Source organism: Ensifer adhaerens, assembly GCF_001270265.1.
GTDB lineage: Bacteria > Pseudomonadota > Alphaproteobacteria > Rhizobiales > Rhizobiaceae > Ensifer > Ensifer adhaerens_B.
Genome location: NZ_LGAP01000001.1, coordinates 625,630 through 639,135 on the forward strand (window position 1 = coordinate 625,630; position 13,506 = coordinate 639,135).

The 13,506-nt window shown below is 61.2% G+C and carries 11 protein-coding genes; 9 read left to right on the forward strand and 2 right to left on the reverse strand.

Features of this window, described 5'->3' with window-relative positions; translation table 11 throughout:
• Positions 1 to 14 precede the first annotated feature (14 nt).
• A complete protein-coding gene (gene xth, locus AC244_RS03025) occupies positions 15 to 809 on the reverse strand; it encodes an exodeoxyribonuclease III (RefSeq protein WP_053247313.1) in 795 nt (264 codons plus the stop codon).
• Positions 810 to 1,014: 205 nt separating this feature from the next.
• Here xth and AC244_RS03035 point away from each other — a divergent pair, with 205 nt between their 5' ends.
• Entirely contained in the window at positions 1,015 to 2,478 is a 1,464-nt protein-coding gene (locus AC244_RS03035; RefSeq protein WP_053247315.1) for a phospholipase D-like domain-containing protein, read from the forward strand.
• A gap of 33 nt (positions 2,479 to 2,511) precedes the next feature.
• Here the strand turns inward: AC244_RS03035 and erpA are convergent, their stop codons facing one another.
• The gene (gene erpA / locus AC244_RS03040) at positions 2,512 to 2,844 is read right to left on the reverse strand and encodes an iron-sulfur cluster insertion protein ErpA (RefSeq protein ID WP_053247316.1); all 333 of its coding nucleotides are present in this window, start codon (positions 2,842 to 2,844) and stop codon (positions 2,512 to 2,514) included.
• A 214-nt stretch (positions 2,845 to 3,058) separates the two neighbouring features.
• Between erpA and AC244_RS03045 the strand changes: the two genes are divergently transcribed.
• The 8 genes from AC244_RS03045 to AC244_RS03080 all read left to right on the forward strand — a co-directional run bounded on the left by AC244_RS03045 (position 3,059) and on the right by AC244_RS03080 (position 13,437).
• Entirely contained in the window at positions 3,059 to 4,276 is a 1,218-nt protein-coding gene (locus AC244_RS03045; protein ID WP_053247317.1) for a deoxyguanosinetriphosphate triphosphohydrolase, read from the forward strand.
• A gap of 95 nt (positions 4,277 to 4,371) precedes the next feature.
• Positions 4,372 to 6,132 carry an arginine--tRNA ligase gene (gene argS, locus AC244_RS03050; RefSeq protein ID WP_053247318.1) on the forward strand — a complete coding sequence of 587 codons (1,761 nt, stop codon included), beginning with the start codon at positions 4,372 to 4,374 and terminating at the stop codon, positions 6,130 to 6,132.
• A gap of 63 nt (positions 6,133 to 6,195) precedes the next feature.
• The gene (locus AC244_RS03055; protein WP_053247319.1) at positions 6,196 to 9,153 is read left to right on the forward strand and encodes an SPOR domain-containing protein; all 2,958 of its coding nucleotides are present in this window, start codon (positions 6,196 to 6,198) and stop codon (positions 9,151 to 9,153) included.
• A 142-nt stretch (positions 9,154 to 9,295) separates the two neighbouring features.
• On the forward strand, positions 9,296 to 10,312 hold the full coding sequence (gene nagZ, locus AC244_RS03060; protein ID WP_053247320.1) for a beta-N-acetylhexosaminidase: 1,017 nt from the start codon (positions 9,296 to 9,298) through the stop codon (positions 10,310 to 10,312).
• A gap of 84 nt (positions 10,313 to 10,396) precedes the next feature.
• Complete coding sequence (locus AC244_RS03065; protein WP_051509162.1) at positions 10,397 to 11,215, forward strand: segregation and condensation protein A; 819 nt, start codon at positions 10,397 to 10,399, stop codon at positions 11,213 to 11,215.
• Complete coding sequence (scpB, locus tag AC244_RS03070; protein ID WP_053247321.1) at positions 11,208 to 11,936, forward strand: SMC-Scp complex subunit ScpB; 729 nt, start codon at positions 11,208 to 11,210, stop codon at positions 11,934 to 11,936. The genes AC244_RS03065 and scpB overlap by 8 nt, the downstream gene beginning before the upstream one ends.
• Positions 11,937 to 12,023: 87 nt before the next feature.
• A complete protein-coding gene (locus tag AC244_RS03075) occupies positions 12,024 to 13,136 on the forward strand; it encodes an ABC transporter ATP-binding protein (RefSeq protein WP_053247322.1) in 1,113 nt (370 codons plus the stop codon).
• 94 nt (positions 13,137 to 13,230) lie between these two features.
• The gene (locus AC244_RS03080; RefSeq protein ID WP_053247323.1) at positions 13,231 to 13,437 is read left to right on the forward strand and encodes a twin-arginine translocase TatA/TatE family subunit; all 207 of its coding nucleotides are present in this window, start codon (positions 13,231 to 13,233) and stop codon (positions 13,435 to 13,437) included.
• Positions 13,438 to 13,506: the final 69 nt, after the last annotated feature.

Here is a 13,506-nt window from a genome sequence, read left to right on the forward strand (position 1 = left end):
GGTCGCCCTTCGCTTCAAAGCGGACGTTCGAACGCGAAGTAGCCCGCGACCGGCACGTGGTCGGAAGGTTTCTCCCAAGCCCGCACATGTTTTTCGATCGACGTTGAAACCAGTCTGTCTGCCGCTTCCGGCGACAGCATCAGGTGATCGATCCGTATCCCGAAATTCTTCGGCCAGCAGCCTGCCTGATAGTCCCAGAATGAGTAGAGCGGCACGTCATCGGTCGTCGAGCGAACGGCATCGGTGAGGCCGAGGTTGCGCAGATGGCGGAAAGCCTTCCGCGTCTCGGGCAGGAACAGCGCATCGTTCTGCCAGACCTTGATGTCCCAGCAGTCGTGCTCTTCGGGGATGACATTGTAGTCGCCGGCAAGAATGAGCGGTTCTTCAAGTTCCAGCCGCCGTTGCGCATAGGCGGAAAGGCGCTCCATCCAGCGCAGTTTGTAGGGGTACTTCTCGCTGTCGACTGGGTTGCCGTTGGGCAGGTAAAGCGAGCAGACGCGGATCACGCCGCCGGAGACGGAAAACACGCCTTCGATAAAGCGGGCCTGCTCATCCACATCGTCGCCCGGCAGCCCACGATTGACTTCGTCCGGTTTCAACTTGGAAAGCAGCGCAACGCCGTTGAAGCCCTTCTGGCCGTGCGTTTCGACGTGATAGCCGAGCGCTTCGATTTCCAGGCGCGGGAAGTTTTCGTCGACAGACTTGATCTCCTGCAGGCAGACGATGTCCGGGTTCGATTCTTTCAGCCACGCCAGCAGGCTGTCGATTCGCGCCTTGACGCCATTGATGTTCCAGGTGGCAATCTTCATGGCTCGAAACGCCCTTCCATGTCAGTGAATCCTCTCGGACTGCTTCTTGTAACGGCTCCGGATTCTTTTGACAAATCCGATACCTGCGGTCTTTCCGCCGGGAAAGGCGTCATACATCAATAACGCGCGGCGCTTTTCATCCACTTGCCGTATGCGGGCATGTCCATCAATTGATTCCCACCCACTGAAGGCTATAGTCCCGCACATGATCGACCTCATCCAGAACTATTGGCCGCATTTTCTCGTCTTCCTGTCTTTCGTTTTGGGCGTGCCCGCAGTCATCCATGCTGCCATGACCAAGGACGATGTTCGGGCAGCGGCCGGCTGGGTCGGGGTCGTGCTGCTGTCACCGATTGTTGGAGCGCTCGTCTATGGCGTTGCCGGCATCAACCGCATCCGTCGCTCCTCAATCGGCATGCAGCGTTCGCTGTTGCTCGGAAGCGGGCCGGATCAGTTCGGGCGTTTCGATGTGTCCGATGCCGAGATTGGCACACGCTTCGGCCAACGTTTCGCGGCTATGAAGATCCTCGGTGACCGCGTGTCACGACATGCAATGTCCACAGGCAACCGTATAACCATGCTCGAGGGCGGGGATGCGGCCTATGCCGCCATGCTGCACGAGATTGCCAATGCGCGCCGCAGCATCCTGCTTGAAAGTTATATCTTCGATCGAGACGCACTCGGCTTGCGCTTCGCGGACGCATTGATTGCGGCGCGTGGGCGAGGGGTCGAGGTACGGGTGCTGATCGATGCCGTGGGCGCACGTTACTCCGTGCCGAGCATCGTCGGCTATCTCAAGGCCGCCAGCGTGCCCACGGCTGTGTTCAACGGCAACATCATCATGGGCCTGAGATTGCCCTATGCCAATCTGCGTACGCACAGGAAGATCCTGGTCGTCGATGGCACAACCGCCTTTGCCGGCGGCATGAACATCCGCGCCGGCTTCACCACCGAAATCGCCGGCCCCGAAGCAGCCTACGACACTCATTTTCGCATCACCGGCCCCGTCGTTGCCGATGTCTTCCAGGTTTCGGCCGAGGATTGGCAGTTTTCAACCGGCGAACTTCTGGCAAGTGACACCTGGACGATCGAGCCGACTTCGCCGCCGGCAAAGGCGCCGGGCATTTTGATGCGTGCGGTGCCATCGGGGCCCGATAAAACGAATGAGACCAATCACAAGATTCTGATGGGTGCGTTCTCCGTGGCACGGAAGAACATCCGGCTGATGTCGCCCTACTTCCTTCCCGACCGGGAGTTGATCAGCGCGCTCGTGACGGCCGCCCGCCGCGGCGTCGAGGTGGATATCGTCGTGCCTGCGGTCAACAATCTGCTGCTGGTCGACCGTGCCATGACGGCGCAGTTTGATCAGGTGCTCAAGGGGCACTGTCGCGTGTGGCGTGCAAAGGGTGCCTTCAATCACTCGAAGCTGCTCGCCGTTGACGAGCGCTGGGCCTATGTCGGCTCGACGAACCTCGATCCGCGGTCGCTGCGTCTCAACTTCGAGTTCGATCTCGAAGTGCTCGATGACGTCTTTGCGCGCAACGTCAGCGGCCGCATCGCTGCGATCATGGAGACGGCTGATGAGGTGACCCTGAAGGATTTGAATGCCCAGCCTTTGGCTGCGCGCCTGGCGAACCGCCTGTTCTGGCTGGGATCACCATATCTGTAGCAATGAGCGGCGCATGGAAATGCGCGCGCGCAGTCAGATGGAAAAACTCGTTCCGCATCCGCAGCTTGCGACAGCATTCGGATTCTTTATCTGAAATGACTGGCCGAGCAGGTTGTCGATGAAGTCGATCTCCGAGCCACCCATATAGACGAGCGACAGGCTGTCGATCAGGACTTTGGCGTTGTCCTTTTCGAGCACGAAGTCGTCGTCGTTCGCGTCGTCGACCAGATCGAACTTATAGGAGAAGCCCGAACAACCGCCGCCTTCTACGGAAACCCGCATGGCATTCTTATGCCCGTCCGAGCGCAGAATGGTGGCGATCCGCTTTGCCGCCGCGTCGGAAAGTGTCACTGTTTCCTGTGTCATATTTGCCTCCTGCCGGGGTCAAGAACCGGAGAGATTCGTCTTCATTGCGCGATTTACAATCGGTCGGTGCTGGCATGTCTTTCAATGTCGAGCGCCAAACCATTGCTTTGGCTTAAGGAATCGGTCGATGTTTGGTCGCCGCTTTCCCGTAGCTTTCACTATAGGTATGAAGGCTTGAATGTCCCGTCAATGGGACGACACAGGCAGGTGTGAAATGACATTCGACAAAAATGCGCTCGGCTTCGGTTACGGCGAACATGCGCCATTCGCGTCGAATCCGTGGGCGACGCGCGGCAGGCTATATCCGGAAGCGACAAGCCCGACACGATCCGACTTTCAGCGTGACCGCGACCGCATCGTCCACACGACCGCTTTCCGCCGGCTGAAACACAAGACGCAGGTCTTCATCGCTGCCGACGGCGACCACTATCGCACCCGCCTGACCCACACGATCGAAGTGGCGCAGATTGCGCGGGCATTGGCGCGGGCGCTGAAGCTTGACGAGGATCTCGCTGAAGGCGTCGCGCTCGTCCATGATTTCGGTCACACGCCATTTGGCCATACGGGCGAGGACGCTCTGCATGACATGCTCAAGCCCTATGGCGGCTTCGATCACAACGCGCAGTCGCTGCGGATCGTCACCAAGCTCGAGCGACGCTACGCCGAATTCGACGGGCTGAACCTCACTTGGGAAAGCCTGGAGGGGTTGGTCAAGCACAACGGGCCGCTCCTGACAGTTGACGGGCAGGGCACGCACGGTCCGGTGCCGCAGCCGATCCTGGATTATTGCGCCATTCATGACCTCGAGCTTGCGAGTTTCGCGAGCCTGGAGGCGCAGGTGGCGGCGATCGCCGATGACATCGCCTATAATACCCATGATATCGATGACGGCCTGAGGTCCGGCTACCTGACGTTCGAGATGCTCGAAGACGTACCGTTCCTCGCCCGTCTGATGCGAGAGGTCAGCGATCGTTACCCCGGTCTGGAGGCGAGCCGCTTCACCCATGAAATCATGCGGCGTCAGATTACGGCGATGGTCGAGGACGTGATTTCGGTCGCACAAACGCGCCTCAAGAAGGCTCGGCCCAAAAGTGCCATGGATGTCAGGCAGGCGGGGAAGGTCATGGCGACATTCTCGCAAGAGATGGGCGAGACCGACAAGCAGATCAAAAGACTGCTGATGACGCGGATCTATCGTCATCCCGAGGTGATGCGCGTGCGTGAAGGCGCTGCATCGATCGTCTGCGATCTCTATCGCGCCTTCATGGCCGACCCCTTGCTGATGCGCGAACACTACTGGATCGACCAGATCCCCGGTATGGCCGAGCCGGCGCGGGCGCGCCATGTCGGGGACTACCTGGCCGGGATGACGGATACCTTCGCCATCAGTGTCCACCGCCGTTTGTTTGACCATACGCCCGATTTGCGGTAGGGACGCCCCGCCCGGAGGCTTTTGGTTCACGCGAACCGAGCCTCCTTTTGAGTTTTGCACCGACCATATTCTGTCGGGAAAAGCGGACGGATCAGATGAATCTCTTCACGGACTTCGAATCAAGAATTAAGGACATTCTCGAAACGCTTGATGTTGTTCGAGAAAAGCGATCCGAGCTTGACTTCGGCCGTATCAATGTCGAGCCGCCGCGCGACGCCAGCCATGGCGATGTCGCAACCAATGCCGCGATGGTGCTTGCCAAGCCGTTGGGGATGAATCCGCGCGCGCTTGCCGATCTGATCGTCGAAAAGCTCAGACAAGACCCTGAGGTCACGGATGTTTCCGTTGCCGGTCCCGGCTTCATCAATGTGCGCCTTTCGGTTTCCTACTGGCAGAAGCTGTTGACCGCGATGCTTCGCTCCGGAGCGGACTATGGCCGCAGCACGACCGGTGCCGGCCGCAAGGTCAACGTCGAATATGTGTCGGCCAACCCGACTGGGCCGATGCATGTCGGCCATTGCCGCGGTGCTGTCGTCGGCGACGCGCTTGCGAACCTGTTGGCCTTTGCCGGCTATGAGGTGACCAAGGAGTATTACATCAACGACGCCGGTTCGCAGATCGATGTGCTCGCACGTTCGGCCTTTCTTCGTTATCGGCAGGCGCTTGGCGAAGAGATCGGCGAGATTCCGTCGGGCCTCTATCCTGGCGACTATCTCGTACCCGTCGGCGAGGCGCTGGCCGACGAATTTGGCACGAGCCTGCGGTTGATGCCGGAGGACAAGTGGATGCCGCTCGTCAAGGAACGCACCATCGACGCGATGATGGCCATGATCCGCGAGGATCTTGCGGCGCTCAACGTCACCCATGATGTCTTCTTCTCGGAGCGGACCCTGCATGCCAATGGCGCTGCCAAGATCCGCACCGCGATCAACGACCTGACTTTCAAGGGCCACGTCTACAAGGGCACGTTGCCGCCGCCGAAGGGGCAACTGCCGGAGGACTGGGAAGATCGGGAGCAAACGCTGTTCCGCTCGACCGAGGTCGGCGACGACATCGATCGACCGCTGATCAAGTCGGATGGAAGTTATACCTACTTCGCCGCCGACGTTGCTTACTTCAAGGACAAGTTCGACCGCGGCTTCGACGAGATGATCTATGTGCTTGGCGCCGACCACGGCGGTTATGTCAAGCGGCTCGAGGCGCTGGCGCGCGCGGTGTCCGGCGGCGCGTCGAAGCTGACGGTGCTGCTTTGCCAGCTGGTCAAGCTCTACCGTGAGGGTGAGCCGGTCAAGATGTCCAAGCGTTCCGGCGATTTCGTGACTCTGCGCGATGTCGTCGACGAAGTCGGACGCGATCCGGTCCGGTTCATGATGATCTACCGGAAGAACTCCGAGCCGTTGGATTTCGATTTTGCCAAGGTGACAGAACAGTCCAAGGATAACCCGGTCTTCTACGTCCAGTACGCGCATGCGCGTTGCCGGTCTGTCTTCCGTCAGGCGGCGGACGCTTTCCCCGGCCTCGACCTGGCTTCAGTCGATCTTGCCGGCGCAATCAACGGCGCGATCGTCGATCCGGCGGAGCTGCAGCTGGTCGCCAAGCTCGCAGAATATCCGCGCGTCGTCGAGGCTGCGGCACTGGCGCAGGAGCCCCATCGCATCGCGTTTTACCTGTACGACCTTGCCGCTGCCTTCCATGGACATTGGAACAAAGGTAAAGAGAATCCGGAATTACGTTTTGTTAACGATAAAAATAGAGAATTAAGTACTGCCAGACTCGGGCTGGTGCATGCTGTCGCTTCCGTACTGAAGTCGGGCCTGTCCATTACAGGCACCTCCGCACCGGAAGAAATGCGATAAGTATTGTCACCATTTTCCCACAATGCACTGGCAAGTGAATGCAGGCAATTGTGAGTGGAGAGCATGGCAGACAAACAATTCGCACGAAGCGGGCCGGCTGAATTCGATGTATTGGCAGACGATGATCCGTTGGCCGAACTCGCCCGGATCGTCGGCTACGATGCCCGGCCGGCTGTCCAGCAGTTGCAGGAATTGCAACGCCACCAGGAAACTGTCCGGCAAGATCCGGCATTCGATCTCGAGGACGAGCTTCTTCGAGAGTTCGATACCTATGACGCGCCGCGTGCAGCAAATGTTCAGCCGGACAGCGATCTGGTTGAGCATGCTGCCGTGCCTGCAGAAGAGGTGCAGCAAGTCGAGCCCGTGCTCGAATTTGCGCCAGCCGAATTCGCTGTCGCCGAATCGGCGCCGGTCGAGGACGCACCGGTAGTCGAGCCGGCATACCAGCCTTCCGCGTTCGCGGAGCCATGGGCAGACGCCGCTATTGCCGCGGAACAGGTCGAATACGACCCGACCGAAGTTGTCGCGTTGCCTGAAGTGGCTCCGGTTACTGACCCTGCCGGATATGAGGTGGCTTCCGATGCCGGCGAGCCGGCCTTCGATCTGGAGCGCGAACTCGAGCTGTCGCTTGGCGACGCCGAGCTTTCTCCGACGGCAGAGATTGCGATGGTCGAACCGAACGCTGCGGCGCACGAAGAGTGGCATGCGCCGGTCGAGGACGTTTCATTCGCCGTTTCCGATTTCGCCGATGAGCTGATGGCTGAGCCGGCTTCGCTGTCTGTCGAGCCGGCCTTCGAAGTGGCTCCGGCTGCCGAGGGCAGCAACGCCTACGCGTCGGACAACTCTTATTCGTATGAACCGGCCGTGATCGAAGAGGCTGCTCCAGTTGCGGCAGACCCGGCAACCGATGATGCCGTCGATCAGCTTCTTGCCGATATCGAGCGGTTTCCGGTGCCGGCTGCGACGGGATTGGTCGCCGCCGCAGTTCACGCTCATCCCGCCGTTCACGCGCGAGCTGAGCCGGTCGTGACCGGAGCCGCTCCGGTCAAGAAGAGCCCGTATCCCTTCACTCCGACGTTCAGCCGCGCCACACCGGTTGCTTCGCCTTCGGGTGTCGGCCAGCAGCGCGCCTTTGCCGGTCCGATCGTCTCGTCGATCCCTGCCGCTGCGGCACCTGCAGTCGCTGTACCAGTGGCCGCAGTGGTTGCTCCGCAGGCTGCCGTTGAGCCTGTCCGCCCGACCGTTGAACCTGAGAACGAGCCGAGCTTCGACATCGAGAACTTCGAAATGGAGCTCTCGGATGTGGCGATGGAGCTGGAGCTTCCGGAGTTCGACGCTTCTGAGGATGTCGTGGCTGCCGTGCAGCAGCCGACGTTCGCTGTTGTTGAACAGGCGCCGATCCAACGCGAAGAACCCTTCGCAGCGCCGTCGGTCGCAGCAGGGCCCATGGAGATCGAAGAGCCGCCGGTTGAAAGCGCTCTGCCTTTCGATCCGTCGATGATCGCCGAAGCCGATACCGGCGTTGCACCGATCGCCGATATGGATGTGCCGCAACTGCCGGTCATCGAGACAGAAAAGCCGGTCGCTTATCCTGCCGACTACGATCTCGATATCGACGCGGAAATGGCCCAGCTCTTCGGCACGCCCGCACCCTCCGTGCGGGAGGCACAGGCTCGGCCCGTCGAGACTCGCGAACCTGCGCGCTCCGCGCCGGCCGCCAAGCCGACCGCATCGTTCGGCGCAGCCCCGATGGATGATTTCGACGAGTTCGAGAAGGCGATGGAAGAAGACTTCCGCCGCTCGATGGTTGAACGCCAGAACACGCCACGCGAATCCGAGCGCGTGCAGCCCATGTCCGGCCAGGCCGACGCGGGTGTTTATAACGAATACGGCTCCGGCCGCCGCTCGCAGCGCATGATGCTACTGGCTGCAAGCGTCGCGGGCGTCATCATTCTTGGCGGTGCAGGCGTCTATGCGTGGATGGGTGGCAGCGATGCCGTCTCGTCCGGAGAGGGCCCGAAGATCATTCTCGCCGACAAGTCCCCGGTAAAGGTCGTGCCTGAGGAAAAGGGCGGCAAGACCGTGCCGAACCAGGACAAGGCCGTCTATGACCGCGTCGCCGGCGCACAGGGCACCGGCCCTCGCCAGGAGGCTCTGGTCTCCTCGACAGAAGAACCGATGGACGTTGTCCAGCGGACGTTGACACCGGAAAACCTGCCTGATGACGGCAGCGATGAAGCGGATTCTCTCGGTGCTGCGTCGCCGAGTGCGGACGAAGAGTCTGCCCGTCTTTTGCCTGATGACGGCACTGCTGCGCCGGCTGATCAGGAAGAGGACAAGGCTCCCGCTGTCGCACCGCGAAAAGTACGCACCATGATCGTCAAGCCGGACGGCACGCTCGTCGCTCGCGAAGAGCCGGTTGCGGCACCTGCGACGGAAGTCGCTGGTAATGTTCAGCCGGTTCCTGCAACGGCTTCGGGTCAGGCGGCTGCGTCGGGCATCGAGGGTCAGGCTACAGCCACGGGCGCCGGTTCCGAACTTCGCGCAGCCGACCAGGCACCGGCCGAAACCGATCAGGTCGCACTTGCCGCTCCAAGCAACGCCACCGCCGATGCTGCTGGCGATCAGGCCCCGCTGCCGCAGACCCGTCCGGCCGAACAGGCGGGCAACGTGGCCGGAGCCGCAACTGAACGCGGAAACGCACGCCCGACGGAAACACAGGCGGCCGCGAACACTGCAGCGGATACCCAACAGGTTTCGACGGCATCCGTGCCGGCTGGCACCTACTTCATCCAGGTGGCGTCGCTGCCCTCCGAGGCCGAAGCGCAGAAGTCCTACAACAGCCTTTCGAACAAGTTCGCGAACGTTATCGGCGGGCGCGGCGTGGATATCCGCAAGGCGGAGATCGCCGGCAAGGGCACGTACTATCGTGTCCGCATCCCGGCCGGATCGCGCGAAGATGCCAATGCACTTTGCTCGCGCTACAAGGGTGCCGGCGGCAGCTGCCTCGTGACCAAGTAGTCACCACGACGAATATTATCCTCGGAAGGGCGCGGCAGAGATGCCGCGCCCTTTCATGTTTCAGTGTCAGTAGTCTGTGCATGACGCGCATGGACAACTATTCTCGCTTCGCTGCGGGCAAGCCGCGCACTATGCTTTTGGGATGAGCGAATCAAAAGCATTTATCTCCGGCTGCAAGGGTCTTTCTCTTTCGAGCGAAGAGCGCAGCTTCTTTGATGGCGAGCGACCCTGGGGCTTCATCCTCTTTGGCCGCAACATTGGCGAGGAACAGCAGATTTGCGATCTGGTCGCGGCCCTGCGTGACAGCATCGGCAATCCTGCTGCACCCGTGCTGATCGACCAGGAGGGCGGGCGCGTTCAGCGCATCCGGCCGCCGCTTGTTCAGCAATATCCGAATGGCGCGGCGATCGGCGAGATCTACCGCCGCGATGCCGAGGGCGGTCTGCGTGCGGCCTGGTTGATGGGGCGGCTGCACGCCTTCGATCTGATGCGCTTCGGTATCACGGTCGATTGCCTGCCGGTGCTCGACGTTCCGGTGCCCGGCAGTCACGATGTCATAGGCAATCGCGCCTACGGGCACGACCCGCACAGCGTCACGGCGATCGGCCGCGCGATGGCGGAGGGCCTGAAGTCCGGTGGCATGCTGCCGGTGATGAAACATATGCCCGGTCATGGGCGCACCTTCGTCGATTCTCACCATAGCCTGCCTGTGGTCAGCGAAACGTTCGACGAGCTTGCCAAGAGCGACTTCCTGCCCTTCATCGCGATGAAGGACGAGGCCATGGCCATGTCGGCGCATATGGTCTTTACGGCGATCGATCCGGACAATCCGGCAACGACTTCCGCCAAGGTGGTGCGCGAGATCATCCGCGGCCATATCGGCTTCGACGGATTGCTGATGTCCGACGACGTCTCGATGAATGCGCTGGCCGGCGACATGACGACCCGCGCTCGCAACATCATCGACGCCGGACTTGATCTCGTCTTGCATTGTCATGGCATAATGGACGAGATGAAGGCTGTAGCGAATGTCGTGCCGGTATTGGCCGGAGAGACGTTGCGCAGGGCAAAGGCCGCCGAGGCCGCCTTCCGCAAGCCCGACAATGCGAACGAGCAGGAACTGCGGGCCGAGTTCAACGGCCTGTTCGCGACGGTTTGAGAGCGGGTACGGCCGGCGGGAAAGGATCGGGCTGTCGTGAGCAATGCGGGTGAAAAGCAGGGCAGGTCCGGTTCGAAAGCGCCGATGGATCCCTTGTGGCAGGACGAGACCGCGGAGCGGGGGCTGCACGAAGAGGCGCTTGTCATCGACATCGCCGGCTTCGAAGGCCCGCTCGATCTGCTCCTCCATCTTGCTCGCAGCCAGCGGGTCGATCTTGCCCGCATCTCTGTGCTGGCACTGGCGGAGCAATACATCGCCTTCGTCGAGCGCGCGCGCAGCATCCGCATCGAACTGGCTGCCGACTACCTCGTCATGGCGGCTTGGCTTGCCTATCTCAAATCGCGGCTGTTGATCCCGCAACAGGCGAAAGATGACGGCCCCTCGGGTGAGGAGATGGCATCGGCGCTGGCGTTCCGGCTGAAGCGCCTCGAAGCCATGCGCGAGGCCGCGACCCGGCTGATCAATCGAAACCGCCTCGGCCGCGATGTTTTTGTGCGGGGCGCGCCGGAGCACATCGTCACAGAGCGGAAGTCGGACTACGACGCTTCGCTTTATGATCTGCTGACCGCCTATGCGAGCTTGCGCCAACGCACGGCGATTACACAGGTAACGATCGAAAAGCGTCATGTCTGGTCGCTTGCCGATGCGCGATTGATCCTGGCCCGCATGATCGGTCACCTCGACGATTGGACCGCGCTCGACCACTTCCTTCTGCGTTACATGACGACGCCGAAGGAGCGGGCGACGGCCATCGCCAGTTCCTTTGCCGCCTCGCTGGAGATGGTGCGCGAGGGACGCCTGGAAATCCGCCAGGAAGAAGCGTTCGCGCCGATCTATCTGCGGCGCGGGCCAAACCCGATCGATGCGGCGACGCTCGCCGATATGGAGGCAGCCCGTGGCTGAGCCGCAGAAGTACTTGCCGGGCGTGGCAGATGAAGACAACGAGAATGACGGCCCGTTGCTCGATCCGCGCGTGGAACAGGAAGCCGAGCGGATTGCTGAAGCGCTGGTGTTTGCCTCTGCTCAGCCGGTCTCCGAGGCCTATATCGCCAGCCGTCTGCAACGTGATGCCGATGTCCCGCGCATCATGGCGCGGTTGAAGGCGCTTTATGCCAGCCGTGGCGTCAATCTGGTGCAGGTGGCAGATCACTGGGCGTTCCGCACCGCCGCCGACCTTTCCTTCGTCGTTCAGGCGGACGAGCAGGAGGTGCGCAAGCTGTCGCGCGCCGCGCTCGAGGTTCTGGCGATCATCGCCTACCACCAGCCGGTAACCCGCGCCGAAATCGAAGACATTCGCGGCGTGCAGACATCGAAGGGCACGCTCGATGTGCTGATGGAAGCAGGCTGGGTCCGTTTCCGCGGTCGCCGCCGCACGCCCGGGCGTCCGGTCACCTTCGGAACGACACGTGATTTTCTCGACCACTTCGGCCTGGAGGAACTGCGCGATCTGCCTGGTATCGAGGAGTTGAAGGGAGCGGGGCTCCTCTCCGGCCGCGTTCCGTCCAACCTGCATATTCCCGTGCCCATCGGCGAGGACGACCTGGCGGAAAATGAGGATCCGATCACCCAGCTCGATCTCGAGGAACTGGGGCTCTTGACTCCGAAGGGCGAAGAGGCCGATTAAAAACCTGATTGGAGATATCGGCTTTCTCCATCGAGCCTGCACCCGGCATGGTCGCCACGGTGCCACCGGTGTCAAGGAATACGCAGCATGGTTTCAGATACGCAGGACGGGCCCGTCATGGCAACGCGACGGACGGCGGGCGTATCTTTCGCTGCGAGCCTGACATTCGAGGATATTCACCACAACTACCATTCCAAGGAGACGATCAAGGGTGTCAGCCTGGCGGCCAAGGCTGGCGAAGTTCTTTGCCTGCTCGGTCCCTCCGGCTCAGGCAAGACGACACTGCTGCGGATCGCCGCCGGCATCGAGATCCAAAGCGCCGGTCGTCTCCTGCTCAACGGCCAAGAGATTTCCGGCCCGTCGATCTTCCTGCCGCCGGAAAAGCGCGGTGTCGGGCTGATGTTCCAGGACTTTGCGCTGTTTCCGCACATGACCATCCGCGACAACGTTCGTTTCGGTTTGACCGCGCTTCCCAAGAAGGAAGCGTTGATCCAGGCTGATGCAGCGCTGGACCGGGTCGGTCTGTCCCATTATGCCGACCGTTATCCCCATGTGCTTTCAGGTGGGGAGCAGCAGCGCGTAGCGCTCGCCCGTGCGCTCGCCCCGAGGCCGGCCGTGCTGTTGATGGACGAACCTTTCTCGGGGCTCGACTCGCGGCTTAAGGATTCGATCCGCGCCGATACGCTCGCCATCCTGCGGGAGACGCGAGCCACCGCGATCGTCGTTACCCATGATGCCGAAGAAGCTATGCGCATGGCTGACCGGATCGCTCTGCTCAAGGACGGACGCCTGGTCCAGGTCGGCACCGCGGACGAGCTTTATCGCAAGCCACGGGACCTGTTCGCCGCCGGTTTCTTCTCGGAAATCAATGTGTTCGATGCCCAGGTGCTCAACGGTCGTGTCGACACGCCGCTCGGCGGCGTGGATGCACGCAAGTATCGCGATGGGCAGCGTCTTTCCGTGGCCGTCCGGCTTTCGGGCCTGCATGTCGGCAAGGACGAGGGCGATATACCGGCGCGTATCGTCTCGCGTCGTTTCATCGGCGTTGTCGAATTGCTCGAACTGGCTGTGCCAGGCTGCGACGGGACTGTGCGCGCCCGCATCCGGGCGGACCAATTGCCGCAAGGATTGCGCGATGTAATGCTTTCAGTTAACGAGCGGGATATATTGCTGTTTGAAAAAGATGTTCCGACATCTTAGGGTCTGTGGCGAAAAGAGGCGACGCTGGTGGCGCGCCTGAAAATTGACACGCGAATAGGGCCTAAATCGGGGAAGGCTCAGAGGGAGTAAGCGCATGGGTTCCTTTAGTATCTGGCACTGGCTGATCGTCTTGGTCGTGGTGCTGTTGTTGTTCGGTCGGGGTAAAATTCCGGAACTGATGGGCGACGTTGCCAAGGGCATCAAGAGTTTCAAGAAGGGCATGACCGACGACGATGCCGATTCCGCCGACAAGCCGCTCGACAGCAAGACTGTCGATCACAAGTCTGACGAAGTTCGCTAACGATCGAGCACCGATAGGGCCGGGCTGGGATTATCTCCCGGCCGGCCGCACCACGGGTTTGCAGGACAT

What these genes read in the sequence shown, in the direction of transcription:
- erpA (WP_053247316.1), bottom strand. Translation starts at nt 2,844, where the DNA reads ATGACACAGGAAACAGTGACACTTTCCGACGCGGCGGCAAAGCGGATC.
- xth (WP_053247313.1), bottom strand. Translation starts at nt 809, where the DNA reads ATGAAGATTGCCACCTGGAACATCAATGGCGTCAAGGCGCGAATCGAC.
- AC244_RS03075 (WP_053247322.1), top strand. Translation starts at nt 12,024, where the DNA reads ATGGTTTCAGATACGCAGGACGGGCCCGTCATGGCAACGCGACGGACG.
- AC244_RS03065 (WP_051509162.1), top strand. Translation starts at nt 10,397, where the DNA reads ATGGATCCCTTGTGGCAGGACGAGACCGCGGAGCGGGGGCTGCACGAA.
- AC244_RS03055 (WP_053247319.1), top strand. Translation starts at nt 6,196, where the DNA reads ATGGCAGACAAACAATTCGCACGAAGCGGGCCGGCTGAATTCGATGTA.
- argS (WP_053247318.1), top strand. Translation starts at nt 4,372, where the DNA reads ATGAATCTCTTCACGGACTTCGAATCAAGAATTAAGGACATTCTCGAA.
- AC244_RS03080 (WP_053247323.1), top strand. Translation starts at nt 13,231, where the DNA reads ATGGGTTCCTTTAGTATCTGGCACTGGCTGATCGTCTTGGTCGTGGTG.
- AC244_RS03045 (WP_053247317.1), top strand. Translation starts at nt 3,059, where the DNA reads ATGACATTCGACAAAAATGCGCTCGGCTTCGGTTACGGCGAACATGCG.
- AC244_RS03035 (WP_053247315.1), top strand. Translation starts at nt 1,015, where the DNA reads ATGATCGACCTCATCCAGAACTATTGGCCGCATTTTCTCGTCTTCCTG.
- nagZ (WP_053247320.1), top strand. Translation starts at nt 9,296, where the DNA reads ATGAGCGAATCAAAAGCATTTATCTCCGGCTGCAAGGGTCTTTCTCTT.